General features: G+C 60.7%; 23 protein-coding genes. 15 read left to right on the forward strand and 8 right to left on the reverse strand.

Annotated features, from left to right (window positions below; translation table 11 throughout):
* Window positions 1-219: 219 nt before the first annotated feature.
* Entirely contained in the window at window positions 220-1,332 is a 1,113-nt protein-coding gene (locus AC3ISG_RS05255; protein WP_489298668.1) for an enoyl-CoA hydratase/isomerase family protein, read from the reverse strand.
* A gap of 171 nt (window positions 1,333-1,503) precedes the next feature.
* Here AC3ISG_RS05255 and ung point away from each other — a divergent pair, with 171 nt between their 5' ends.
* A complete protein-coding gene (gene ung, locus AC3ISG_RS05260; protein WP_485617485.1) occupies window positions 1,504-2,199 on the forward strand; it encodes a uracil-DNA glycosylase in 696 nt (231 codons plus the stop codon).
* A 179-nt stretch (window positions 2,200-2,378) separates the two neighbouring features.
* Here ung and AC3ISG_RS05265 read toward each other — a convergent pair whose 3' ends face one another.
* From AC3ISG_RS05265 to AC3ISG_RS05280, 4 genes are all read right to left on the reverse strand, one after another.
* Entirely contained in the window at window positions 2,379-3,410 is a 1,032-nt protein-coding gene (locus AC3ISG_RS05265; RefSeq protein WP_122536047.1) for an AbrB family transcriptional regulator, read from the reverse strand.
* Window positions 3,403-4,917: a tripartite tricarboxylate transporter permease gene (locus AC3ISG_RS05270; RefSeq protein WP_065992418.1), complete on the reverse strand. Its 1,515-nt coding sequence runs from the start codon at window positions 4,915-4,917 to the stop codon at window positions 3,403-3,405. The genes AC3ISG_RS05265 and AC3ISG_RS05270 overlap by 8 nt, the downstream gene beginning before the upstream one ends.
* A gap of 1 nt (window position 4,918) precedes the next feature.
* Window positions 4,919-5,377 (reverse strand): tripartite tricarboxylate transporter TctB family protein, encoded by a 459-nt coding sequence (locus AC3ISG_RS05275; RefSeq protein ID WP_489298669.1) that lies wholly within the window; start codon window positions 5,375-5,377, stop codon window positions 4,919-4,921.
* A 75-nt stretch (window positions 5,378-5,452) separates the two neighbouring features.
* Window positions 5,453-6,433: a Bug family tripartite tricarboxylate transporter substrate binding protein gene (locus tag AC3ISG_RS05280; protein WP_122536049.1), complete on the reverse strand. Its 981-nt coding sequence runs from the start codon at window positions 6,431-6,433 to the stop codon at window positions 5,453-5,455.
* Window positions 6,434-6,905: 472 nt separating this feature from the next.
* Between AC3ISG_RS05280 and AC3ISG_RS05285 the strand changes: the two genes are divergently transcribed.
* Both AC3ISG_RS05285 and AC3ISG_RS05290 read left to right on the forward strand, forming a co-directional pair.
* Window positions 6,906-7,577 carry a response regulator gene (locus AC3ISG_RS05285; RefSeq protein ID WP_122536050.1) on the forward strand — a complete coding sequence of 224 codons (672 nt, stop codon included), beginning with the start codon at window positions 6,906-6,908 and terminating at the stop codon, window positions 7,575-7,577.
* Complete coding sequence (locus AC3ISG_RS05290) at window positions 7,570-8,994, forward strand: sensor histidine kinase (RefSeq protein ID WP_122536051.1); 1,425 nt, start codon at window positions 7,570-7,572, stop codon at window positions 8,992-8,994. The genes AC3ISG_RS05285 and AC3ISG_RS05290 overlap by 8 nt, the downstream gene beginning before the upstream one ends.
* Window positions 8,995-9,012: 18 nt before the next feature.
* Here the strand turns inward: AC3ISG_RS05290 and AC3ISG_RS05295 are convergent, their stop codons facing one another.
* Both AC3ISG_RS05295 and ygfZ read right to left on the reverse strand, forming a co-directional pair.
* Window positions 9,013-9,834, reverse strand: coding sequence for an HDOD domain-containing protein (locus tag AC3ISG_RS05295; RefSeq protein ID WP_272630023.1), 822 nt, complete (start codon window positions 9,832-9,834; stop codon window positions 9,013-9,015).
* Window positions 9,835-9,931: 97 nt separating this feature from the next.
* Entirely contained in the window at window positions 9,932-10,873 is a 942-nt protein-coding gene (gene ygfZ, locus AC3ISG_RS05300; RefSeq protein WP_489298670.1) for a CAF17-like 4Fe-4S cluster assembly/insertion protein YgfZ, read from the reverse strand.
* 142 nt (window positions 10,874-11,015) lie between these two features.
* On the opposite strand from ygfZ, the gene AC3ISG_RS05305 reads away from it, so the two are divergent.
* Window positions 11,016-11,270: an FAD assembly factor SdhE gene (locus tag AC3ISG_RS05305; protein ID WP_065992433.1), complete on the forward strand. Its 255-nt coding sequence runs from the start codon at window positions 11,016-11,018 to the stop codon at window positions 11,268-11,270.
* Complete coding sequence (locus AC3ISG_RS05310; RefSeq protein WP_122536054.1) at window positions 11,254-11,721, forward strand: protein YgfX; 468 nt, start codon at window positions 11,254-11,256, stop codon at window positions 11,719-11,721. The genes AC3ISG_RS05305 and AC3ISG_RS05310 overlap by 17 nt, the downstream gene beginning before the upstream one ends.
* Here AC3ISG_RS05310 and nadB read toward each other — a convergent pair.
* Entirely contained in the window at window positions 11,690-13,306 is a 1,617-nt protein-coding gene (nadB, locus tag AC3ISG_RS05315) for an L-aspartate oxidase (protein WP_489298671.1), read from the reverse strand. The genes AC3ISG_RS05310 and nadB overlap by 32 nt on opposite strands.
* 493 nt (window positions 13,307-13,799) lie before the next feature.
* Here nadB and rpoE point away from each other — a divergent pair, with 493 nt between their 5' ends.
* The 10 genes from rpoE to recO all read left to right on the forward strand — a co-directional run bounded on the left by rpoE (window position 13,800) and on the right by recO (window position 23,486).
* Window positions 13,800-14,381, forward strand: coding sequence for an RNA polymerase sigma factor RpoE/AlgU (gene rpoE / locus AC3ISG_RS05320; RefSeq protein ID WP_037014368.1), 582 nt, complete (start codon window positions 13,800-13,802; stop codon window positions 14,379-14,381).
* A gap of 33 nt (window positions 14,382-14,414) precedes the next feature.
* Window positions 14,415-15,002, forward strand: coding sequence for an anti sigma-E factor RseA C-terminal domain-containing protein (locus AC3ISG_RS05325; protein ID WP_122536056.1), 588 nt, complete (start codon window positions 14,415-14,417; stop codon window positions 15,000-15,002).
* A gap of 8 nt (window positions 15,003-15,010) precedes the next feature.
* A complete protein-coding gene (locus AC3ISG_RS05330; protein ID WP_489298672.1) occupies window positions 15,011-15,973 on the forward strand; it encodes a MucB/RseB C-terminal domain-containing protein in 963 nt (320 codons plus the stop codon).
* 291 nt (window positions 15,974-16,264) lie between these two features.
* Complete coding sequence (locus AC3ISG_RS05335; protein WP_122536058.1) at window positions 16,265-17,701, forward strand: DegQ family serine endoprotease; 1,437 nt, start codon at window positions 16,265-16,267, stop codon at window positions 17,699-17,701.
* A gap of 171 nt (window positions 17,702-17,872) precedes the next feature.
* Window positions 17,873-19,669 carry a translation elongation factor 4 gene (gene lepA / locus AC3ISG_RS05340; protein ID WP_122536059.1) on the forward strand — a complete coding sequence of 599 codons (1,797 nt, stop codon included), beginning with the start codon at window positions 17,873-17,875 and terminating at the stop codon, window positions 19,667-19,669.
* A 9-nt stretch (window positions 19,670-19,678) separates the two neighbouring features.
* Complete coding sequence (lepB, locus tag AC3ISG_RS05345) at window positions 19,679-20,533, forward strand: signal peptidase I (RefSeq protein ID WP_122536060.1); 855 nt, start codon at window positions 19,679-19,681, stop codon at window positions 20,531-20,533.
* Window positions 20,534-20,633: 100 nt separating this feature from the next.
* Entirely contained in the window at window positions 20,634-21,011 is a 378-nt protein-coding gene (locus AC3ISG_RS05350) for a DUF4845 domain-containing protein (RefSeq protein ID WP_122536061.1), read from the forward strand.
* Entirely contained in the window at window positions 21,008-21,697 is a 690-nt protein-coding gene (gene rnc, locus AC3ISG_RS05355; RefSeq protein ID WP_122536062.1) for a ribonuclease III, read from the forward strand. Before AC3ISG_RS05350 ends, rnc begins: the two co-directional genes overlap by 4 nt.
* Window positions 21,690-22,592 (forward strand): GTPase Era, encoded by a 903-nt coding sequence (era, locus tag AC3ISG_RS05360; protein ID WP_172609468.1) that lies wholly within the window; start codon window positions 21,690-21,692, stop codon window positions 22,590-22,592. Before rnc ends, era begins: the two co-directional genes overlap by 8 nt.
* A gap of 204 nt (window positions 22,593-22,796) precedes the next feature.
* Window positions 22,797-23,486 (forward strand): DNA repair protein RecO, encoded by a 690-nt coding sequence (gene recO, locus AC3ISG_RS05365; RefSeq protein WP_489298673.1) that lies wholly within the window; start codon window positions 22,797-22,799, stop codon window positions 23,484-23,486.
* Window positions 23,487-23,523 lie beyond the last annotated feature (37 nt).

Here is a 23,523-nt window from a genome sequence, read left to right on the forward strand (position 1 = left end):
GTCCATTCACCCTCATGTGTGCGGTGCAGCACCTGACGCCTTCCCGGCTGAAGCCAGTCCTACAGAGGATACGTATTCCGATAGTGGGACCGGCTTCAGCCGGGAAGAGGACAGCGCAGGCACCATCAGTTTTGCAGTGTGACGTACGACGCCTTCCCGGCTAAAGCCAGTCCCACTAAATGCGTGCGTTTCGTCAGTAACATGAACGAACGCCCAATCTCAGTACTCCGACAAATCCGCCAGCGGGTGCCGTCCTTCCCAGGCCTTCTCGAAGTGCGCGTCCACCACCGCCAGCGGAATCGTGGCGATGTCCTGCCAATGCCAGTGAGGCTTTTGGTCCTTATCGATCAGCCGAGCGCGAACACCCTCGGCGAACTCGGGATGTCGGCAGCAATTGAGCACCATGGTGTATTCCATCTGGAACACCTCGGCCAGCGACAGATGTCGCGCTCGCTCAATCTGCTCCCACACCAGATGCGCGGTCATCGGGCATCCGTCGGTCAGGGTTTTCGCCGCCTTTGCCACTAACAGGTCATCGCCATTCAGGCGATGTTTCAACGCACTCCAGGCACTCGGTGCGTCGGCCACGTCCAGCAACTCATCAAGGCTCTCGCGCCGAGGCAGCCATTGCGCGGCGGGCATCTGATCCACCGCCTCCAGTTGCAGCGCCCGGAACAGGCTGGTCAGTTGCACCTTCGTCTGTTCCTGCCAGTTGAGTTGCAGCAGCCGGTCAATCATTTCCTCCTGCTGATCGTCCAGCAGAAAGCGATCAGCGAGCCCGAGATCCAGCGCGTCACGGCCATTGATGTGCGCGCCGGTCAATCCGAGAAACAGCCCCAACTTGCCCGGCAGTCGCGACAGGAACCAACTGGCGCCCACGTCAGGAAACAGGCCGATGCTGATCTCCGGCATCGCCAGACGGCTGCTTGGCGTGACGACGCGGATGTTCGCCCCCTGCAGAAGGCCCATGCCGCCGCCCAGCACATAGCCGTGGCCCCAGCAGATCAGCGGTTTGGGATAGGTGTGCAGCGTGTAATCCAGTCGATATTCCGCGGCGAAAAACTGCGCAGCCAGGGGCGGGACCGTGCCCGGCTGACCGCGCCCGGCCTCGACCAGCGCTCGCACGTCGCCACCGGCGCAGAAGGCTTTTTCACCATTGCCGCGCAGCACTACGCAGACGATTTGCGGGTCGCTGGCCCATTCATTCAGGCGGTCCTGCAACGCGAGAATCATCGGCAGCGACAGGGCATTGAGGGATTTTTCCGCATCCAGCGTGGCGATGCCCAGGCGGGCGCCGTCCGTTGCGGTGAGCTCTTCAAATTGCAGATTCATCGTGACCTCTTGTCAGTGGTACGGGGATCTATCGAGAGTTGTGAGTCCCCTTGGCGCCCGGAAGTTGCAAACCGGCGGCTGTGAACGAGTGTAGGAACATCCGACGGCGCCGCGCTGGAAATAATCAGCCACAGTCCCTAAAGTTGCGCATTGTTTCTGCCGGATCACACCATGACAAACGACGACCGCATCAAACTGGAGGCTAGCTGGAAGCAGGCCCTGCGCGACGAGTTCGAGAAGCCTTACATGGGCGAGCTGCGCGACTTTCTGCGTCAGGAGCATGCGGCGGGCAAGGAAATCTACCCGCCGGGGCCGCTGATCTTCAATGCGCTGAACTCGACGCCGCTGGATAACGTGAAAGTGGTCATCCTCGGACAGGACCCTTACCACGGCCCCAATCAGGCCCACGGCCTCTGCTTCTCGGTGCAACCAGGCGTGCCGGCGCCGCCTTCGCTGGTCAACATCTACAAAGAACTCAAGCGTGACCTCAACATCGACATCCCCAATCACGGCTATCTGCAATCCTGGGCCGATCAGGGCGTGCTGATGCTCAACACCACGCTCACTGTCGAGCGCGCCAACGCCGCGTCCCATGCCGGCAAAGGCTGGCAGCACTTCACCGACAAGATCATCGAAACTGTCAGCGCCCATCAGCCGCACCTGGTGTTCCTGCTGTGGGGCGCCCATGCGCAGAGCAAGAAAAAACTGATCGATGCCTCCAAGCACCTGATCCTGACCGCCGTGCACCCGTCGCCGCTGTCGGCCTACAAGGGGTTTCTCGGCTGCGGGCATTTTGGTCTGGCGAACAAGTTTCTGGAGCAGAACGGCCTGGCGCCGATTGAGTGGCGACTGCCGCCTGTTGCCTAGCGCGGGATTACGCCAGGAGGGACGCGGACCCTGTGGGAGTGAGCTTGCTCACGAAGACGGAGTTTCAACCGCTGAAAATTTGGCGGATGTACTGGGTTCTTCGCGAGCAAGCTCGCTCCCACCAGGTGTGTGTCGGCAGGCAGCTCTGCGGTAGTGTCATGTTTGATGAGTGCGAGGCCTCAACCCAGCCGTCGATCCCAATACCGAAACAACGGCTCGGCCAGGAACAACACAAACAACAACCGCATCACTTGCATCGCCGTCACCAGCGGGACCGACAGTTGCAGCACCTCCGCCGTCAGGCTCATTTCGGCAATCCCGCCCGGCATCATCCCCAGCGTCAATGAGCGCAAATCCAGATGAGTCAGCGTGCTCAAGCCCAGTGCGCACAACGCCGCGATGCTCATGGTCAGCGCTGTCCCCAGCAACGTGCGGCCAATGAACGACGGCGCGCGACGAAAGAACGCGCGGTTGAAGTGGCAGCCCAGACCGCTGCCGATCAGCCACTGCCCCAATTGACTGCCACCCTGGGGCAGGCCGATGTGCAAATCGAAACTGACACTGATGACCGCGCTGATCAGCAACGGCCCGAATAACCACGGATTAGGCTGTTTCAACCGCTCCCAGCCCCAGGCCACCAACGCGCCCAGCGGAAACAGCAGCATCAGCCACCGCCAATCCACCACCGTCGCGTGGGAAGGCGGGCCGCCGTCGCCCATCAGGTATTTGAAGATCGCCGGCACGCATAGCACCACCGCCAGCACCCGCAGACTCTGCCCGGCGGCGACGTTACTGAGAATCGCGCCGTTGCGTGCGCCGAGGTTGACCATCTCGCCCGAACCGCCGGGCATGCTGGAAAAGAACGCCGTGGCGCGGTCTTCGCCGGTGCGCAGCATCAGCCACACGCCGACCACGCTGGAAACGCTGGTCACCAGTGCGCCGATAAAGATCAGGCCGAAGTGGGAGAGGACTTGTTCGATGACGACGGGGGTGAAGTGCAGGCCGATGCCGATGCCGACCACCCATTGGCCGCATTTGCGGCCGCCGGGGATTTCAGCCAGCTGCCAGGGCGTGAGGCAGCGGACCAGGATGATCGCCAGTAACGAGCCGACCATCCAGGGCAGTGGCCAGCCGACCTGACTGGCGAGAAATCCCCCCAGCAGGCCGACCAGCGGCGTACCCCACCATGTGCTGAATGGCCGGTCAGACATCGGCCAGCGCGCGACGCTGTCTGGAGCGCTTGCGCCAGATGCGGATCAGCGGGAACACCAGCATGAATGCCGTCACTACCCACATGCCCAGGGTGATCGGGCTGGACCACAGAATCTCCAGCCCGCCATTGGAAATCGACAACGCACGGCGCAGGTTCTGCTCCATCAGGCCGCCGAGGATGAACCCCAGCAGAATCGGCGACAGCGGGAAATCCAGCTTGCGCAGGATGTAGCCGAAGATGCCGATGCCGACCATCAGGAACAGGTCGAAGGTGGTGGCATGCACCGCGTAGACGCCGATCCCGGTGATGATCGCGATCACCGGCACCAGTGCCCAGTTCGGCACCGACAGGATGCGGGTGAAGATGCGGATCATCGGGATGTTGAGGATCACCAGCATGATGTTGGCGACGAACAACGACGCGATCAGGCCCCAGACGATGTCCGGTTGCTGTTGAAACAGCAGCGGCCCCGGCGTGATGTTGTACAGCGACAGGGCGCCGATCATCACCGCCGTGGTACCCGAACCCGGCACGCCCAGGGTCAGCATTGGCACCAGCGCGCCGCAGGCGGTCGCGCCAATGGCGGTCTCCGGTGCGGCCAGACCGCGCATGTCGCCCTGTCCGAACTTGCCACTTGCGCCGGCGATGCGTTTCTCGGACATGTAAGTCACGGCGCTGGCCAGCGTCGCGCCCGCACCGGGCAACACGCCCATGATGAAGCCCATCAGACCGCAACGGATATTCACCCAAAAGACCGAACTGGCCTCCTTGAAGTTGAACATCATGCGCCCGGTGGCTTTCACCGCCTCCTGGCCGCGGTGGGTTTTCTCCAGCAGCAACAGAATTTCACTGATCGAGAACAGACCCAGCACCAGCACGACGAACTGAATGCCGTCAGCCAGATGGATGTTGTCTCCGGTGAAACGGTACACGCCGCTATTTGCGTCGATACCGATGCTCGACAGAAACAGCCCGATCAGTGCGGCGACAAAGGTCTTCAGCGGCCGATCACCGGCCATGCCACCCAGGCAGACAATGGCGAACACCATCAGCACGAAGTATTCCGCCGGGCCGAAGGCAATTGCCCATTTCGCCAGCAGCGGCGCGAACATGACCATCCCGCAGGTGGCGATGAACGCGCCAATGAACGAACTCCACGCCGACAGCGACAACGCCACGCCGGCCATGCCCTGACGCGCCATCGGGTAGCCGTCCAGCGCGGTCATCACGGTCGATGCTTCGCCCGGAATGTTGAGCAGAATGGAGCTGATGCGGCCGCCGTATTCGCAGCCCAGGTACACCGCCGCCAGCAGAATCAACGCCGACTCCGGCGGCAGGCCCAACGCGAATGCAATGGGGATCAACAGCGCCACGCCATTGATCGGGCCCAGCCCGGGCAGCAGGCCGACGACGGTGCCGATCAGCGTGCCGGACAGGGCGGTGATCAAGTTGTAAGGGGTCAGCGCGACGCCGAAGCCCTGGCCGAGATAGCCGAGAGTGTCCATATCAATTCTCCAGAACGTCGAGCAGGCCGAGGGGCAGGGGCACATCCATCACTTTGTCGAACAGCACGTACAGCGCGATGCTCATGAAGATGATGATCACGACACTCGGCAGCCAGCGGCCGCCATATAGACGCGCCATGGGAATCCCGATCAGAATGCTGCTCAGCACAAAGCCCAACGGCTCGAACAGCCCGGCGAACACCAGCAGCAGCACAGTGCAGATGCCGATCTTGATGAGTGTGGGACGGTCCAGCGCCGGCTCTTCCTCGGAGTGCACGATCGGCGTCGGACGAATCGCCATGTACAGCAGCGAAATGCCCATCAGCGCCAGCATCAGCAGCGGAAAGGCGCGGGGGCCTACGGGTTCGTAGGAAAAGGGCGCCTGATAAGGCCAGGCCATCATTGCCAGTCCTATACAGACCAGCAGCAGCACGACGGCGAAAATGCGTTGTATCACCATGGAAAACTCCCGGATCACGCCACCGCGCAGGCGGCGCGATCCTCAGTCAATCGAAGACCGGTCGATGCAGTTCAATCACTGAATCAGGCCGAATTCCTTGGCCAGCGTCTTGTACTCGGCGACGCGGGTTTTCACATACTTGTCCAACTCTTCACCGGTCATGGCGAACGGGAACAGCTCACGCTGATCGCGCAGCTTGGCGAAGTCTTCCGAGGCCAGCAGCTTGTCGAAGGCCGCTTTCCACCAGTTGTAGTCCTCGTCCGAGACCTTTGGCCCCAGATAGAAACCGCGCACCACCGGCCAGACGATGTCGTAGCCCTGTTCTTTGGCGGTCGGGATGTTCTTCATTTCCGGCTCGTCCAGACGCTCTTCGGAGAACACCGCCAGCAGGCGCATGTCGCCGCTGAGGATGTGCGGCATGGAGTCGGAAATGTCGGTGGAGCCCACTTGAATGTGGCCGCCGAGCAGGGCAGTGGCGATTTCACCGCCGCCTTCCAGGGCGACGTAACGCAGTTCGCGCGGGTTGATGCCGGCAGCCTTGGCAATCAGCGCGGTCTGCATCCAGTCCTGGCTGCCCACGGTGCCGCCGGAGCCGATGACCACTTTGCCCGGGTCGGCTTTCAGGGCTTTGACGAGATCGTCGAGGTTCTTGTAGGGCGAATCAGCCTTGACCGCGATCGCGCCGTAGCTGGTGCCGACGGCGGCGAGCCAGCGCACGGCGTTCTCGTCGAAACGGCCGAACTTGCCTTGGGCCAGGTTCAACAACGAACCGCTGGACCAGGCCACGAGTGTGCCGGCGTCGGCCGGGCGCTGAGCGACCACCGCGTTGTACGCCACGGCGCCGACGCCGCCCGGCATGTAGGTGACGCGCATCGGTTTGGAGAGAATCTTCTCGTTGATCAGCGCGCTTTGCGCCAGCTTGCAGGTCAGGTCGAATCCGCCGCCGGGCGAGGCCGGCGCGATGCATTCAGGACGATTGGGCTCGGCGGCCCACAATTGGGTGGCCATCAGCAGGCAGCTGGCGGCAACGCTGATATGGCGCAACGATAGGTTCATGGTCCGTCTCCAGAGGAGTTGTTGTTTTAATGGGGCAGGCAGTCGTACGTTCGTCAGGCAGTCGTCTCGCGACCTCGCGAAAAGGTCGGCCGAAAAGATGCGGACGTGACGAAACACCGCGCAACAGGGCTGCGAGGTGAACAGTAAACACAACGGGATTCAGGCGGCACGAGGGCCGAGGGTTGCAGTGAGGGCATCACTGATGACTCCGATATTGTTTTTATTGTTGAAAACGCATCAAGGCGTTTTTCGTCACGACCCTGGCATCAGCAGCGTCACGCGGGACGCAATCGTGACAAGTCGTGACGGGATCCTAATCAGCGAAGCTTTCATCAACCTTTCAACTACCTTTCAGAAAGCGTTCAGCTCATCCGCTTCCAGATCGGAGGGTGGCTTTCCCGCGCACCGGGCCTTCCCTGACGGCGGCGCGCCTGTAAACTCCGCCCATAAAATGCTCACTCGGGAGAAGTCGATGCGTGTCCTGCTCGTCGAAGATCATCTGCAACTGGCTGAAAGTGTCGCGCTGGCACTCAAGAGCAGCGGCCTGACCGTTGACGTTCTGCACGACGGCGTTGCAGCTGATCTGGCCCTGAGCAGCGAAGACTATGCCGCGGTGGTGCTCGATGTCGGCCTGCCGCGCATGGACGGTTTCGAGGTGCTGGCACGTCTGCGGGCGCGGGGCAAGAACACTCCGGTGCTGATGCTGACTGCCCGCAGCGACGTCAAGGACAGGGTCCACGGCCTGAACCTCGGCGCCGATGACTACCTGGCCAAACCCTTTGAACTGTCGGAGCTGGAAGCTCGGGTCAAGGCGTTGTTGCGCCGTAGCGTGCTCGGTGGCGAACGCCAGCAACGCTGCGGCGAGCTGGTCTACGACCTCGACACCCGAAGGTTCACACTCGGTGAAGAACTGCTCACCCTGACCTCCCGAGAACAATCGGTGCTCGAATCCCTGATCGCCCGGCCCGGTCGGGTCATGAGCAAGGAACAACTGGCCGCGCAAGTGTTTGGTCTGGACGAAGAGGCCAGCGCCGACGCCATCGAAATCTATGTGCACCGCCTGCGCAAGAAGCTGGACGGGCACCCGATCGCGATCGTGACGTTCCGGGGCCTGGGTTACCTGCTGGAAAGCCGGGATGCTTAATCCGTTTCCCGCAGCCGAAAACAGCCTGCGGTGGCGCTTGCTGTGGAACCTGGGATTGCTGCTGGTGGTGCTGATGATCGCCAGCGGCATGAGCGCCTACTGGAACGGGCGCGAAGCGGCAGACACCGCCTACGATCGCACCTTGCTCGCCTCGGCGCGGACCATCGCCGCCGGGTTGTCGGAACACGACGGCACCCTCAGCGCCGACGTGCCCTATGTGGCCCTGGACACCTTCGCCTACGACAGCGCCGGGCGCATTTACTACCAGGTCAACGACATCGATCAAAAGCTCATTTCGGGCTACGAAAACATCCCCGCGCCGCCGCCGGGCACGCCGCGCACCGACGCTTATCCGGCCCTCGCCAAGTTCTACAGCGGCCGTTATCAGGGCCAGGACGTGCGCGTGGTCAGCCTGCTCAAGGCCGTCAGCGAACCGAACATGAACGGCATGGCCGAGATTCGCGTCGCCGAAACCGAAGAGGCCCGGGTGGACATGGCCCAGGCGCTGATGGCCGATACGCTGCTGCGGCTGGGCATGCTGGGCGGCGGCGCGTTGCTGCTGGTCTGGTTCACGGTCAGCGCCGCATTGCGACCCCTGGATCGCCTGCGCACGGCGGTGGAAGAACGCCAGCCTGACGATTTGCGCTCGCTGCCGCTGGTCGAGGTTCAGCACGAGTTGCGCCCGCTGGTCAGCTCGCTTAACCACTTCACCGAAAGGCTGCGCATGCAGTTCGAGCGTCAGGCGCAATTTATTGCCGACGCTGCCCATGAGTTGCGAACGCCGCTGGCGGCATTGAAAGCGCGACTGGAGCTGGGTCTGCGAGACCACGAGCCTGCGGCATGGCGCAACACCCTCGAAAGCGCCGCCTCCGGTACCGACAAGCTGACCCATCTGGCCAACCAGTTGTTGTCGCTGGCGCGCATCGAGAATGGCGCGCGGGCCATCGCCGAAGGTGGGGCGCAGTTGCTCGACCTCAGCCAACTGGCCCGTGAACTGGGCATGGCCATGGCGCCGCTGGCCCACGCCCGGGGTGTGGCATTGGCGCTGGAAGCCGACGAGCCGGTGTGGATGCGGGGTGAGCCCACATTACTCAACGAGCTGCTGAGCAATCTGGTGGACAACGCCCTGGCCCACACCCCGGCGGGCGGCAATGTGATTCTGCGTGTCCATGCCCCCTGCGTGCTGGAAGTCGAGGACGACGGCCCCGGCATCCCGGCCCACGAGCGTGACCGGGTGTTCGAGCGCTTCTACCGGCGCAACCAGCAGAGCAAGGGTTCGGGCCTGGGGTTGGCGATTGTGGGAGAAATCTGCAGGGCACATTTGGCGCGCATCACCTTGCACGACGGCGCACAACGGGGCCTCAAAGTAAGGGTGAGCTTTATGGTGCCGGAGTCGGGGCTGGTGGGGCTGGTTTGACCGGGCAAGCCGTAGCGATCAGTACAGCAGCGTCATCGCCTCGTTCATCTCATTGATAAGCCCGCCGTCGGCCATGTTCAGGCCCAGCTGCGCTACCGCCGGCACGGACTTGAAGCTCAGGTTCGGGTACGGCGTGCCGTTCATTTCATGAATATGAATCGTCGCGACCTGCACCAGGTCAACGTAGTCAGCCTGACCCGAGACACGGCTGAAACTCTGGAATTCCCGAGGCACGATCGCCAGGGCGTCCGGGAAATCCCATGACCGCAGCAGCTTCTCACCGATGATCGGATGAATGCGTTCGATGACGTGATTGAGGCTGACAGGGTCGGAAAGCAACTCGTAGTTGTCCTCGGCGTAGGTCAGGATCGGCAGCACACCAATGAGGTGAATGAGCCCGGCCAGCGTGGCCTTGTCGGCCTTCAGTCGTGTGCTGCGGTAGCTCAGGACATTACAGACCCCGGCTACCTGCATGCTGAGTTTCCAGATGTCGCGCATCTTGGCTTCGATGACGGCAGACTTGGCGTGAAACATCTGCTCCACCACCAGCCCGATGGCCAGGTTACTGCTGTAATTCACGCCCAGACGTCGAACTGCGGTCAGCACGTCGCTGACTTCGAAGTTGGGCCGCAGCAGGGGGCTGTTGACGACTTTGATCAGTCGGGCGGAAAGCGCCGTGTCGCTGCCGATGACTTTGCTCAGCGCAGCAATGGAAATTTCCGAGTCTTCCGCCGCCAGGCGGATCCTCAGCGCGACTTCCGGGAGAGTTGGCAGAAACAGAGCATCCTTGTCGATCGCCTTGATCAGATCCCTCTGCACTTCGTCAGCCATGCTACTCATATTGGATCTCTGGACATTGCATTCCGGCCAACGGCCGTCCAATCGAGGGGACGGCGCTGGTAACTACGCTGACGTCTCGCACATGCTTCAACCGGGTTCAACGCTGGGTTTCGAGCTTCGCGTCGAGGGTGTATGGCAAATCGTTTAATTGCAGGGCCTCGCCATCTGCCGCACCAAGGTGGATCCGGCCATCTTCCGCCGCATCCGCCTGCAAGACCGCCAGCACCTCGATCCCGACATCAGACCAGGCCGCGATCACAACGTTGCCTACCGCGCTTGAATGAACCGGCGAAAACAGCCCCGCACCCGGTTCAGGCAATTCAGTGCCGGTCATGGTCAGGCGGTACAGCCGGCGTTTCAGCTTGCCGAGGTATTGCATGCGCGCCACGATTTCCTGGCCGGTGTAGCAACCTTTCTTGAAGCTCACCCCGCCCACGGCTTGCAGGTTGATCATCTGCGGGATGAATTCTTCGCGGGTCTGCCCGAACACCTGGCCGATACCGGCGCGGATCTGCCCGAGCAGCCAGTCGTTGAGGGGCGCTTCCGGCACGTGGGCGATCAGGCGGCTGCGCACGTCATCGGCCTGTTCGGCACGTACCCACAATTCGGCGCGGGCAGGGGAGACGCGAATGGCAATCAGGTCATTGCCGCGGACGACCGAGTCGGTCTCGTGCGCAAGATCAAGGCCGAGGCTGACCAGCGCGCCGTCGCCGTCTTGCAGGCCGAATCGCACCCAGGACGCGCTTTCGTCGGTCAATTTGGATTTGGAGAAGACGGCGTACTTCTTCAGGTCCAGCAATTGCGCGTCGATCAGCTCGCTGGCCATTGCCAGCAATACGCCGTCGCCTTCAAGCAGGATGCGAAAGCTCGACTGCATGCGGCCTTTCTGCGTGCAGCGCGCCCCGAGGGTAGCCCTGGCTTCGCTGAGGTAGTCAATGTTGCAAGTCAATTGGCCTTGCAGGAATTTGCCGGCATCCACGCCGCGAACGGCGAGCACACCTTCATGGGACAGGGGGCAGAAAAATGCTGGAACGGCCATGAGTCATCGCAGGGTAGAAGTCTGGGGCACCATCATAGTGCCGCGTGTCGCTAATGGGTATACGCAAAAAGCTGCGACTAACTGCAAGTACGCCCCGAGACGATGCGCCTGTATACTCGCCGGCAAATTCGAGGAGCCCTCCATGGTCGAAGATGTTGAACTCAATCGCCTCTTTTGGCACAGCCGTCGCGGCATGCTCGAGCTGGACGTGTTGCTGGTGCCATTCGTCAAAGAAGTATATCCGACGCTCAACCAGGTCGATCGAGACCTCTATGTCCGCCTGCTGACCTGCGAAGACCAGGACATGTTCGGCTGGTTCATGCAGCGCGCGGAGTCTGAAGACCCGGAGCTGCAGCGCATGGTTCGGATGATTCTGGACCGTGTCCAGCCGAAGTGATCGTTTCGAATGCCGTTGGCAAGCCTCCCGGGCGCTGCTGACGGCGTACCTCGTCACGCAAATCGTTGCGCTGACGTCGATAGTCCTTCTGTCAGTGCCCCTGTGGGCCAAAGCTATCGGCATCCTGCTGTGCGCTTTGCATGCATCACGTCGTCTTCGCCCATCCATTTTGCTTGATCAGCCGCAGTCATCCACGGGGCTGCGGCGTGACAGCAGCGGTTGGGCGTTGTGGAGCGAGGAGGGCGGCTGGCAACCGGTGCAGCTACGCCCGGACAGCCTGGCGCTGCCGCACATGGTCGTGCTGCGTTTCAGGGTGCCGACGGGCCACTGGCTGAGCCGTCTGTGGGTGCGAAGCCTGTGCATCCCGGCAGACGCCATGACGCCAGACAGCCACCGACGCCTGCGTTTACGGCTTAAGTTCAGCCGGCGAAGGTGGGCGGCACCAGAATAGTGTCCAGCGCTTCGGGCAACATGTCCGGGTAATCCAGCGTGTAGTGCAGCCCTCGGCTCTCCTTGCGCGCCATCGCCGACGCAATCATCAGCTCTGCGACCTGGGCCAGGTTGCGCAGCTCGATCAGATCGCGGCTCACCTTGTAGTTGCTGTAAAACTCGTCGATCTCGTCCAGCAACAGCCGCACCCGATGCTGGGCGCGCTGCAGACGCTTGTTGGTACGCACAATCCCCACGTAGTCCCACATGAACCGACGCAGCTCATCCCAGTTGTGGGCAATGATCACGTCTTCGTCGGAATCGGTCACTTGACTCGAATCCCATGCCGGCAGGTTTTGCGGCTGCGGGACGTGCTCGAGCTGAGTCAAGATATCCGCCGCTGCCGAGCGGGCGTACACGAAGCATTCCAGCAGGGAGTTGCTGGCCATGCGATTGGCACCGTGCAGGCCGGTGAAACTGGTCTCGCCGATGGCGTACAGCCCGGGCACGTCGGTGCGGCCCTGCTGATCAACCACAACACCACCACAGGTGTAGTGGGCGGCCGGGACCACGGGAATCGGTTGACGCGTGATGTCGATGCCGAACGTGAGGCAGCGTTCGTACACGGTTGGGAAGTGCCCTTTGATGAAGTCTTCGGGCTTGTGGCTGATGTCCAGAAACACGCAGTCGGCGCCCAGGCGTTTCATCTCGTGGTCAATGGCGCGGGCAACGATGTCGCGGGGCGCCAGCTCGGCCCGTGGGTCAAAACGCTGCATGAAGCGCTCGCCATTGGGCAGTTTCAGGTAGGCGCCTTCGCCGCGCAGCGCCTCGGTGATCAGAAAGCTCTTGGCTTGCGGGTGATACAGGCACGTGGGGTGGAACTGGTTGAATTCCAGGTTGCCCACGCGGCAGCCCGAGCGCCAGGCCATCGCGATGCCGTCGCCGCAAGCGCCGTCGGGATTGCTGGTGTACAGATAAACTTTAGCCGCGCCGCCGGACGCCAGAATGGTGAAGCGCGCGCTGTGGGTGTCGACTTCGCCCGTCGAACGATCCAGCACATAGGCGCCCAGGCAACGCTGACCTTCCAGGCCCAGCCGCGATTCGGTGATGAGATCGACCGCCACGCGCTGGTCCAGCAGTTCGATATTGGGACGGGACCTGGCCTGCGCCAGCAATGTGCGGAAGATCGCCGCGCCGGTGGCATCGGCGGCGTGAATGATCCGGCGGTGGCTATGCCCGCCCTCGCGCGTCAGGTGGAACTCGAAGCCGCCGTCTACCACGGTGGATGGATCATCCCGGGTAAACGGAACGCCCAAGTCGATCAGCCACTGGATGGCCTCGCGGCTGTGCTCCACTGTAAAGCGGACCGCGTCTTCTCTGCACAGGCCGCCGCCCGCATTGAGGGTGTCTTCGACGTGGGACTGAACGGTGTCTGCGTCATCCAGCACCGCCGCAACGCCACCCTGGGCCCAGAAGGTCGAGCCGTTCGCCAGATCGCCTTTGCTGAGAACCGCCACGCGCAGATGCCCGGGCAATGTCAGTGCAAGGCTCAAACCGGCTGCACCGGAGCCTATTACCAATACGTCGTGCTGGAAATGCTGACTCATCTCGGTCCCGGCGTCTAAATGGCCACTAGTATAAGCAAGGGTGGAACGGCACAATAGCCGCGCTTTATGGCAAGGTTAGATCGCGGTGGTAGCGAAGTGTGCGCCACCCTGCGACGTCCTGCACCCCGTTTGATGGATGCGATCTTTCCTACAGCTTCATTCGGATTGAGTCCTACAACTGATGGGACGCGGGTCCTACGCCCAAAGGTGAACGATGGGAACTTTTCATGAACCCGTACGTTCAATAGTGGGTTGCCCATAAAGGAACAGCGTCGACGTTACGCGTTGGGGGTTCAAGCCAATGCGAGCGCTTATGACGACAAGATTATTTACGCAGCCGACCTGGTTCGAGCGGCGTTTTTCGCGCGGGCAGCAGACGCCCGCCGGAAACTTGCTTGAAGGGGGGAGAACTTTTGCTTAAAGCCCGAGTCTATGTTTGCAAGCCTGCGAAAGAGCCGATGCGATGCTCCTTTAAGCTTTATGAGGAGTGTTCATGCTAACCCAGGAAGAAGATCAGCAGCTGGTTGAACGCGTTCAGCGCGGCGACAAGCGAGCCTTTGATCTGCTAGTGGTGAAATATCAGCACAAGATTCTTGGGTTGATCGTGAGATTCGTTCACGACACCCACGAAGCCCAGGATGTTGCGCAAGAGGCCTTTATCAAAGCCTACCGCGCACTTGGTAACTTCCGCGGCGACAGTGCGTTCTATACGTGGCTGTACCGTATCGCCATCAACACGGCGAAGAACTATCTGGTGTCGCGAGGTCGGCGGCCGCCGGACAGCGATGTCAGATCCGAAGATGCGGAGTTCTATGACGGCGATCACGGCCTCAAGGATATCGAGTCGCCGGAGCGGGCATTATTGCGGGATGAGATCGAGGGCACCGTCCACCGAACTATCCAGCTACTGCCAGAAGATTTGCGTACAGCTTTAACTTTGCGTGAGTTCGACGGTCTGAGTTACGAAGACATTGCCAGTGTCATGCAATGTCCCGTTGGTACCGTGCGCTCTCGCATTTTTCGCGCTCGGGAAGCCATCGACAAAGCCTTGCAACCTCTGTTGCAGGAAACCTGAGACAGCGGCGATAGCCACAAGAGAGGAACCGCCATGAGTCGTGAAGCCCTGCAGGAATCGCTGTCCGCGGTGATGGATAACGAAGCGGACGAATTGGAACTGCGTCGAGTGCTTAGCGCTATTGAAGATGCGGATACACGTGCCACCTGGTCCCGTTATCAGATTGCCCGTGCAGCCATGCATAAAGAACTACTGATCCCTCATCTGGATATTTCGGCCGCCGTTGCTGCCGGGATCGCTGATGAAGTCAGCCCGCTCAAGGCCGGTCGCGGTCCTTGGCGCACGCTGGGTCGTCTGGCCGTTGCCGCCTCGGTGACCGTTGCCGTCCTGGCAGGCGTACGTTTGTATAACCAGGATGAAATCGCAGGGGCGCAACTGGCCCAGCAGACTCAGCCGACCAACGTTGCCATGCCGCAGGCCAAAGGCCCGGCGGTACTGGCAGGTTACACCGAAGGCGAACAGTCTCCGGGTCCAATGGCAAGCGGTGTGCTGCAGAACCAGGCTGGCTGGCATGACCAGCGTCTGCCAGGTTACCTGCGCCAGCATGCCCAGCAAGCAGCCATGAAAGGTGCCGAAGGCGCTCTGCCATTCGCCCGCGCTGCAAGCCTGGAAAACCGTTAAGGAGGATCATGCGCGCCATCCCTCTACTGCCGCTTTTGCTGGGCGGATGGCTGGTCCTTCCAGCTCATGCCGATGACGCGCAAGATCAGTTGAAACGTCTTGCGCAGGCTGAGCAGCAGCAAAGCTACACCGGAACATTCGTCTACGAACGTAACGGCAGCTTCTCCACTCACCGAATCTGGCAGCGGGTTGCCGACGGCAAGGTTCGGGAGCATCTCCTTCAACTGGATGGCACTCCTCAAGAGGTGCTGCGCGTCAATGGGGTTACCCAGTGCGCCAGCGGTACCCTCGAAGAGGGCGCCTCCAGTGTTCCGGACTCTGCGGCCCGAGCTTTTGATGCTGCCAGGTTATCTTCCTGGTATGACATCAAGTCGGCAGGCACCTCGCGTGTCGCCGGACGCCTGGCCAATGTCGTCACACTGACCCCTCGCGATCAGCACCGTTACGGTATCGAACTGCACCTCGACAGTGAAACCGGCTTGCCGTTGAAATCTTTGTTGCTCAGCGACAAGGGCCAACTGCTCGAGCGTTTTCAATTCACCGACCTCAATACCTCCCAGTCACTCACCGACCAGATGCTCTCGCCCAGTGCTGACTGCAAGCCGCTCGAAATGGTCAAATCGAAGCCTGATGCTCCTAAGCAAAAGGTGGCATGGCGTTCCAATTGGCTGCCACCGGGTTTTGACCTGAGCAGCGCTGCGGCACGCAAGGATCCTGACTCGAAGGATCTTGTGACGAGTCTGATGTATGACGATGGCCTCGCACGCTTCTCTGTGTTTGTTGAGCCGGTCAACGGCGCGGCGGTGACGGATATTCGCACTCAGTTGGGCCCGACCGTTGCCGTCTCCCGTCGCGTCTCGACGGCGAAAGGGGATGCCATGGTGACGGTGGTGGGCGAGATCCCGATCGGGACGGCCGAGCGCATCGCGTTGTCCATGCGAGACGACGCTGCGGCTACGAGTAAAAACTGATTTACACACCGGTGATGCCCACGATGAAAAAGGTTTCATCCGGTCGGTTCACGTTCACAAGCCTTTAAATATGGGCTTCACTGGTACTGATGAAATGTTTAGTGCGCTTTGTCGGTTGCAATTGGATGTGTTTTTTTCTATAGGTCACAGCTTCGCAGCTGTGGCCTTTGTTGTTTCAGGGTCCAGGAAACTGGAGCAGATACAGGTGCTGCAGGAGACTGCAGCGCACAGATGCTTCGCGAGCCTGCGGGCTCGTACCGCTTAACCATGCTCGTTGTAAACGGGAGCCATATGTCGATACCACGCTTGAAACCTTACCTGGCCTGGATGGCCGCTGTGCTGATGCTTGGACAGGTCATCACCGCTCAGGCCGAAGCCTTGCCGGACTTCACCTCTCTGGTGGAGCAGGCTTCCCCCGCCGTCGTCAACATCAGTACGCGGCAGAAGTTGCCGGACCGCTCGGTTGCCCAGGGTCAGATGCCTGATCTGGAAGGCCTGCCACCGATGCTGCGCGAATTTCTCGAGCGCAGCACGCCGCCCGGCTCCCGCCCGCCAGGAGGGGGCAAGGGCGATCGTCAGCGTGAGGCGCAGTCATTAGGCTCGGGCTTCATCATCTCCGCTGATGGTTTCATCCTGACCAACAACCACGTCATTGATGGCGCCGACGAAATCCTCGTGCGTCTTTCGGATCGCAGCGAGATGAAAGCCAAGCTGATCGGCACCGATCCACGTACCGACGTTGCGGTGCTGAAGATCGATGGCAAGGACCTTCCCACCGTCAAGCTGGGTAACTCCGATAAGCTGAAAGTCGGTGAGTGGGTGCTGGCGATTGGCTCGCCATTCGGCTTCGACCACTCGGTGACCAAAGGCATTGTCAGCGCCAAGGGCCGCAGCCTGCCAAATGACACGTATGTGCCGTTCATCCAGACGGACGTCGCGATCAATCCGGGTAACTCGGGCGGTCCGCTGTTCAACATGGCGGGCGAAGTGGTGGGTATCAACTCGCAGATCTTCACCCGCTCCGGTGGCTTCATGGGCCTGTCGTTCGCGATCCCGATCGACGTGGCGATGGACGTTGCCAACCAGCTCAAAGCCAGTGGCAAGGTCAACCGTGGCTGGCTGGGTGTCGTGATTCAGGAAGTCAACAAAGACCTGGCCGAGTCGTTTGGTCTGGACAAGCCGGCCGGTGCGCTGGTGGCTCAAGTCCTTGAAGACGGTCCGGCCGCCAAGGGTGGTTTGCAGGTAGGCGACGTGATCCTGAGCGCCAACGGCACGCCGATCGTTATGTCCGCTGACCTGCCGCACCTGATCGGCAACCTGAAGGACGGCAGCAAGGCCGAACTCGAAGTGATTCGCGACGGCAAGCGTCAGAAACTCACCGTGACCGTGGGCGCGTTGCCTGCCGAAGGTGAAGAAATGGGCGCAGCCGACACTGGTGTCGAGCGCAGCAGCAACCGTCTGGGCGTTTCGGTGGTTGATCTGACCGCTGAGCAGATGAAATCGCTGGATCTCAAGGGCGGCGTCGTCATCAAGGAAGTTCAGGACGGTCCTGCTTCGCTCATCGGTTTGCAGGCGGGTGATGTCATCACTCACCTGAATAATCAGGCGATCACTTCGTCCAAGCAGTTCACTGAAGTGGCCAAGGGCCTGCCGAAGAATCGCTCGGTCTCCATGCGCGTTCTGCGTCAGGGCCGCGCGACATTCATCACGTTCAAGCTGGCGGAATAATCCGTCAGGCACAGCGAAAAGGAGCGGTCAGACCGCTCCTTTTTTTGTGCCCTCTCGAGGCATGGCGCGCAGGCTCTGCGCGTGAACGTGACGCCTGATCGTTCCTTCAGGTACAATTCCCGGCTATTTTTGGCGGGCAGTCTGCCTGCGACCTTTTTCGAGTGTTGATCCGTGAGTGATTTGAGTCATATCCGCAATTTCTCCATCATCGCCCACATTGACCATGGCAAGTCGACGCTGGCCGACCGTTTCATCCAGATGTGCGGCGGCCTGACCGAGCGCGAGATGGAAGCTCAGGTCCTCGATTCCATGGACTTGGAGCGTGAGCGCGGGATTACGATCAAAGCCCACAGCGTCACGCTTTATTACAAGGCGAAGGACGGCATCACCTACCAGCTCAACTTCATTGATACCCCAGGGCACGTTGACTTCACCTACGAAGTCAGCCGCTCGCTGGCGGCATGTGAGGGCGCGTTGCTGGTGGTCGATGCCGGTCAGGGCGTAGAAGCCCAATCCGTCGCCAACTGCTACACCGCTATCGAGCAGGGCCTGGAAGTCATGCCGGTCCTGAACAAGATCGATTTGCCTCAGGCCGACCCGGACCGCGTCAAGGAAGAAATCGAAAAGATCATCGGCATCGATGCCACTGATGCCGTGGTCTGTAGCGCCAAGACCGGCCTGGGCGTTGACGAGGTGCTCGAGCGTCTGGTCCATACCATTCCGGCGCCGACCGGCAACATCGAAGACCCGCTGCAAGCGCTGATCATCGATTCGTGGTTCGACAACTACCTGGGCGTCGTCTCTCTGGTGCGTGTGCGTCACGGCCGGGTCAAGAAGGGCGACAAGATTCTGGTCAAGTCGACCGGCAAGATGCACCTGGTCGACAGCGTGGGCGTGTTCAACCCCAAGCACAGCGCCACCGCTGATCTGAAAGCCGGCGAAGTGGGCTTCATCATCGCAGGCATCAAGGACATTCACGGCGCGCCAGTGGGCGACACCCTGACCCTGAGCACCACGCCGGACGTTCCGGTGCTGCCCGGCTTCAAGCGTATTCAGCCGCAGGTCTACGCCGGTCTGTTCCCGGTCAGCTCCGATGACTTCGAAGATTTCCGCGATGCGCTGCAGAAGCTGACGCTGAATGACTCTTCCCTGCAATATCTGCCGGAGAGCTCCGACGCGCTGGGCTTCGGTTTCCGCTGCGGCTTCCTCGGCATGCTGCACATGGAGATCATCCAGGAGCGCCTTGAGCGCGAGTACGACCTGGACCTGATCACCACCGCGCCGACGGTAATCTTCGAGCTGCTGCTGAAGACCGGTGAAACCATTTACGTCGACAACCCGTCGAAATTGCCAGACCTGTCCACGATCGAGGACATGCGTGAGCCGATCGTGCGGGCGAACATTCTTGTGCCTCAAGAGCACCTGGGCAACGTCATTACGCTGTGTATCGAGAAACGTGGTATTCAGCACGACATGCTGTTCCTCGGTACGCAGGTGCAAGTGACCTACGACTTGCCGATGAACGAAGTGGTCCTGGATTTCTTCGACCGACTGAAGTCGACCAGCCGTGGTTACGCGTCGCTGGACTACCATTTCGATCGTTATCAGTCGGCCAACCTGGTTCGCCTGGACGTGATGATCAACGGTGAAAAGGTCGACGCTCTGGCGTTGATCGTGCATCGTGACAACGCCGCCTACAAAGGCCGCGCGTTGACTGAAAAGATGAAAGAACTGATTCCTCGTCAGATGTTCGACGTGGCAATCCAGGCAGCCATTGGCGGCCAGATTATCGCGCGTACAACCGTCAAGGCGCTCAGAAAGAACGTACTGGCCAAATGTTATGGCGGCGACGTCAGCCGTAAGCGCAAGCTGCTCGAGAAGCAGAAGGCCGGTAAGAAACGCATGAAGCAGGTTGGCAACGTGGAAATTCCACAGGAAGCCTTCCTTGCAGTGCTCAGGTTGGAATAGTCAGGCCCTATGTCACTCAATTTCCCGCTGTTGCTGGTCGTCGCCGTGTTTGTCTGCGGTTTGCTGGCCCTGTTCGATCTGATCATATTGGCGCCGCGTCGCCGCAACGCGATAGCGAACTATCAAGGCAGCGTGAGCCAGCCTGATGTCGCGGTCGTGGACCGGTTGAACAAGGAGCCGTTCCTCGTCGAATACGGCAAGTCGTTCTTTCCGGTGTTGTTCATCGTTCTGGTGCTTCGCTCGTTTCTGGTTGAACCGTTCCAGATCCCGTCGGGCTCGATGAAGCCAACGCTGGACGTGGGCGATTTCATCCTGGTGAACAAGTTCTCATACGGCATCCGCTTGCCGGTGATCGACCTGAAGGTCATCCCGGTCGGCGATCCGCAGCGTGGCGACGTGATGGTGTTCCGCTACCCGAGCGACCCCACGGTCAACTACATCAAGCGCGTCGTCGGCCTGCCAGGGGATGTGATTCGCTACACCAACGACAAGCAGTTGTTCATCAACGGGCAACTGGTGGCCAAGCAGCTGATCGGTTCCGAGCCGGGCACGCTGGGCAGCGCAGAGCTTTACAACGAGAAGCTGGGCGAGGTGGAACACCAGATCCGACAGGAAATGAGCCGCTACCGCGCGCCGCCTGATCACGAGTGGACCGTGCCTGCCGCGCACTATTTCATGATGGGCGACAACCGCGACAACTCGAACGACAGCCGTTACTGGGATGACCCCAATATTCCCAAGGACGAGCTGGGCATGGTCCCCGACAAGAACATCGTCGGCAAGGCGTTCGCGGTCTGGATGAGCTGGCCCGAACCCAAGCTCAGCCACTTTCCGAACTTCTCGCGAGTCGGTCTGATCAAGTAATCGATGCGGCGCTGCCACTGGCAGCGCCGTATGTCATTCAGGGCCATGTTGCGTGGCTGATCTCGCAGGTGACAGGGAAGGGCTACTCTTGAAAGCAACCATGACGTCTGCCGGTCCGCAAAAGGGCCTGTCGTTCATCGGCTGGCTGGTGCTGCTGGCGATTCTGGCCTTTGTCGGAAGCACCGCCGCCAAGATCGTGCCGCATTACATGGACTACCTGTCGATGAAGAAAATCATCGAAACTGCCGGCACCGATCGCACGGCAGACATCACCAACGCCGGTGACCTTTACGCCTACGTGGCCAAAGGCATGCAGGTCAATAACATTCGGGATTTGGATTTGAACAAGGCGTTAACTGTGACGACGGAGAACAACAGGTTCCTCGCCCATTTGAACTACGAAAAACGTGAGCCACTGATCCAGAACCTCGATCTGGTGGTCAAGTTCGACCACGAATTCAGCGTGGGTAAACCGTGAGCGTTTCATTGAGTCGCCTGGAGCGTCAGCTCGGCTATACCTTCAAGGATCAGGAACTGATGATCCTGGCCCTGACCCACCGCAGCTTTGCCGGGCGAAACAACGAACGTCTGGAATTCCTCGGTGATGCCATTCTCAACTTCGTCGCCGGTGAAGCGCTTTTCGAGCGTTTCCCCCAGGCACGGGAAGGTCAGTTGTCCCGCCTGCGCGCTCGCTTGGTAAAAGGCGAGACCCTCGCGCTGCTGGCCCGTGGATTCGACCTGGGTGAGTACTTGCGCCTGGGCTCGGGTGAGCTGAAGAGCGGCGGCTTCCGACGTGAGTCGATTCTGGCCGACGCACTGGAAGCCCTGATCGGCGCGATCTACCTCGACGCCGGCATGGACATGGCAAGGGATCGCGTGCTCGCCTGGCTGGCCAGCGAGTTCGACACCCTGACGCTGGTCGACACCAACAAAGACCCGAAAACACGGCTGCAGGAATTCCTTCAGTCACGCGCCTGTGATCTGCCCCGCTATGAAGTGGTGGATATCCAGGGCGAGCCGCATTGCCGAATCTTCTTCGTCGAATGCGAGATCTCTTTATTGAATGAAAAAAGCCGGGGACAAGGCGTTAGCCGTCGCATTGCCGAACAGGTAGCAGCGGCCGCAGCCCTTATCGCCCTGGGTGTGGAGAATGGCAATGACTGATTCACCTGCAACACGCTGTGGCTATGTCGCCATCGTTGGCCGGCCAAACGTGGGCAAGTCGACGTTGCTGAACCACATCCTCGGCCAGAAACTGGCGATCACGTCGCGCAAGCCGCAGACGACCCGTCACAACATGCTCGGCATCAAGACTGAAGGCGCCGTGCAGGCGGTCTACGTCGATACACCCGGCATGCACAAAAACAGCGACAAAGCGCTTAACCGCTATATGAACAAAACCGCGTCGGCAGCGTTGAAAGACGTCGATGTGGTGATCTTCGTGGTTGATCGCACCAAGTGGACCGAAGAAGACCAGATGGTCCTCGAGCGCGTCCAGTACGTGACCGGCCCGTTGATCGTGGCGCTGAACAAGACTGACCGCATCGAAGACAAGGGCGCGCTGATGCCGCATTTGTCCTGGCTGCAGGAGCAACTGCCGAACGCCCAGATCATCCCGATCTCGGCGCAGCAGGGGCATAACCTGGAAGCGCTGGAGAAAGTCATCGCCGATCAGTTGCCGGAGAATGAGCACTTCTTCCCGGAAGATCAGATCACCGACCGCAGCAGCCGTTTTCTGGCGGCAGAGCTGGTCCGCGAGAAGATCATGCGTCAGCTCGGTGCCGAGCTGCCTTATCAGATCACCGTCGAGATCGAGCAATTCAAGCAGCAGGGCAAGACGCTGCATATCCACGCGCTGATTCTGGTCGAGCGGGACGGGCAGAAGAAAATCATCATTGGCGACAAGGGCGAGCGAATCAAGCGCATCGGCTCGGATGCGCGCCGTGACATGGAAGTGCTGTTCGATTCCAAAGTCATGCTCAATCTGTGGGTCAAGGTCAAAGGCGGCTGGTCCGATGACGAGCGTGCGTTGCGTTCGCTGGGATACGGCGACTTGTAAGACGGCGGCATCGCTGGTCTGTAGGGACTGCCCTGTCGGCCAGATCCACGCTGCACATGCAATCCTGTGGGAGTGAGCTTGCTCACGAAGACGGCATTTCAGTCGCTGAAGATTTAGCGCATGAACCTGTGTCTTCGCGAGCGAGCTCGCTCCCACAGTCGTTTCAGATGGCCCGTTCTGCCGTGTTCTTTCATCGAGATAGCCATGTCACAGCCCCCTCCCGTCGGTCAGCTCGCCTATGTGTTGCACAGCCGTGCGTATCGTGAAAACAGCGCACTGGTTGATTTCATCACCCCGCAGGGTCGCTTGCGTGCAGTGTTGCGCAGCGCTCGGGGGAAGGCGGGGACGATGGCGCGGCCGTTCGTGCCGCTGGAAGTCGAGTTTCGCGGGCGGGGCGAGTTGAAGAACGTAGGGCGGATGGAAGGCTCCGGCGTCGCCACGTGGCTGGAAGGCGAGGCGCTGTTCAGCGGTCTGTACCTCAATGAGTTGCTGATTCGTCTGCTACCCGCCGAAGACCCCCACCCGAGCGTGTTCGAACATTACGCCGCGACGCTTGTCGCTTTGGCCGAAGGGCGCGCGCTCGAACCGTTGCTGCGTTCATTCGAGTGGCGGCTGCTGGACGATCTCGGTTACGGCTTCGCGCTGGATGCAGATGTGAACGGCGAGCCACTGGCGAGGGATGGCATGTACCGGCTTCAAGTGGATGCTGGCCTTGAGCGGGTTTACCTGTTTCAGCCGGGATTGTTTCAGGGCGCCGAATTGCAGGCGATGTCTGAGGCGGACTGGAGTTCGCCAGGCGCGTTGTCGGCGGCCAAGCGTCTGATGCGCCAGGCCCTGGCCGTGCATCTGGGCGGGCGGCCGCTGGTCAGCCGTGAATTGTTTCGCAAACTCTAGCGTCCTGCCGCGCAAACCTAGAAAATCCTTCCTCGCG

Source organism: Pseudomonas sp. GL_135, from assembly GCF_057834665.1.

What these genes read in the sequence shown, in the direction of transcription:
- ygfZ (WP_489298670.1), bottom strand. Translation starts at nt 10,873, where the DNA reads ATGGCCGTTCCAGCATTTTTCTGCCCCCTGTCCCATGAAGGTGTGCTC.
- AC3ISG_RS05285 (WP_122536050.1), top strand. Translation starts at nt 6,906, where the DNA reads ATGCGTGTCCTGCTCGTCGAAGATCATCTGCAACTGGCTGAAAGTGTC.
- AC3ISG_RS05305 (WP_065992433.1), top strand. Translation starts at nt 11,016, where the DNA reads ATGGTCGAAGATGTTGAACTCAATCGCCTCTTTTGGCACAGCCGTCGC.
- lepB (WP_122536060.1), top strand. Translation starts at nt 19,679, where the DNA reads ATGTCACTCAATTTCCCGCTGTTGCTGGTCGTCGCCGTGTTTGTCTGC.
- AC3ISG_RS05325 (WP_122536056.1), top strand. Translation starts at nt 14,415, where the DNA reads ATGAGTCGTGAAGCCCTGCAGGAATCGCTGTCCGCGGTGATGGATAAC.
- AC3ISG_RS05350 (WP_122536061.1), top strand. Translation starts at nt 20,634, where the DNA reads ATGACGTCTGCCGGTCCGCAAAAGGGCCTGTCGTTCATCGGCTGGCTG.
- AC3ISG_RS05330 (WP_489298672.1), top strand. Translation starts at nt 15,011, where the DNA reads ATGCGCGCCATCCCTCTACTGCCGCTTTTGCTGGGCGGATGGCTGGTC.
- AC3ISG_RS05265 (WP_122536047.1), bottom strand. Translation starts at nt 3,410, where the DNA reads ATGTCTGACCGGCCATTCAGCACATGGTGGGGTACGCCGCTGGTCGGC.
- AC3ISG_RS05255 (WP_489298668.1), bottom strand. Translation starts at nt 1,332, where the DNA reads ATGAATCTGCAATTTGAAGAGCTCACCGCAACGGACGGCGCCCGCCTG.
- nadB (WP_489298671.1), bottom strand. Translation starts at nt 13,306, where the DNA reads ATGAGTCAGCATTTCCAGCACGACGTATTGGTAATAGGCTCCGGTGCA.
- recO (WP_489298673.1), top strand. Translation starts at nt 22,797, where the DNA reads ATGTCACAGCCCCCTCCCGTCGGTCAGCTCGCCTATGTGTTGCACAGC.
- ung (WP_485617485.1), top strand. Translation starts at nt 1,504, where the DNA reads ATGACAAACGACGACCGCATCAAACTGGAGGCTAGCTGGAAGCAGGCC.
- AC3ISG_RS05280 (WP_122536049.1), bottom strand. Translation starts at nt 6,433, where the DNA reads ATGAACCTATCGTTGCGCCATATCAGCGTTGCCGCCAGCTGCCTGCTG.
- AC3ISG_RS05295 (WP_272630023.1), bottom strand. Translation starts at nt 9,834, where the DNA reads ATGAGTAGCATGGCTGACGAAGTGCAGAGGGATCTGATCAAGGCGATC.
- AC3ISG_RS05290 (WP_122536051.1), top strand. Translation starts at nt 7,570, where the DNA reads ATGCTTAATCCGTTTCCCGCAGCCGAAAACAGCCTGCGGTGGCGCTTG.
- AC3ISG_RS05275 (WP_489298669.1), bottom strand. Translation starts at nt 5,377, where the DNA reads ATGGTGATACAACGCATTTTCGCCGTCGTGCTGCTGCTGGTCTGTATA.
- AC3ISG_RS05270 (WP_065992418.1), bottom strand. Translation starts at nt 4,917, where the DNA reads ATGGACACTCTCGGCTATCTCGGCCAGGGCTTCGGCGTCGCGCTGACC.
- AC3ISG_RS05335 (WP_122536058.1), top strand. Translation starts at nt 16,265, where the DNA reads ATGTCGATACCACGCTTGAAACCTTACCTGGCCTGGATGGCCGCTGTG.
- rpoE (WP_037014368.1), top strand. Translation starts at nt 13,800, where the DNA reads ATGCTAACCCAGGAAGAAGATCAGCAGCTGGTTGAACGCGTTCAGCGC.
- era (WP_172609468.1), top strand. Translation starts at nt 21,690, where the DNA reads ATGACTGATTCACCTGCAACACGCTGTGGCTATGTCGCCATCGTTGGC.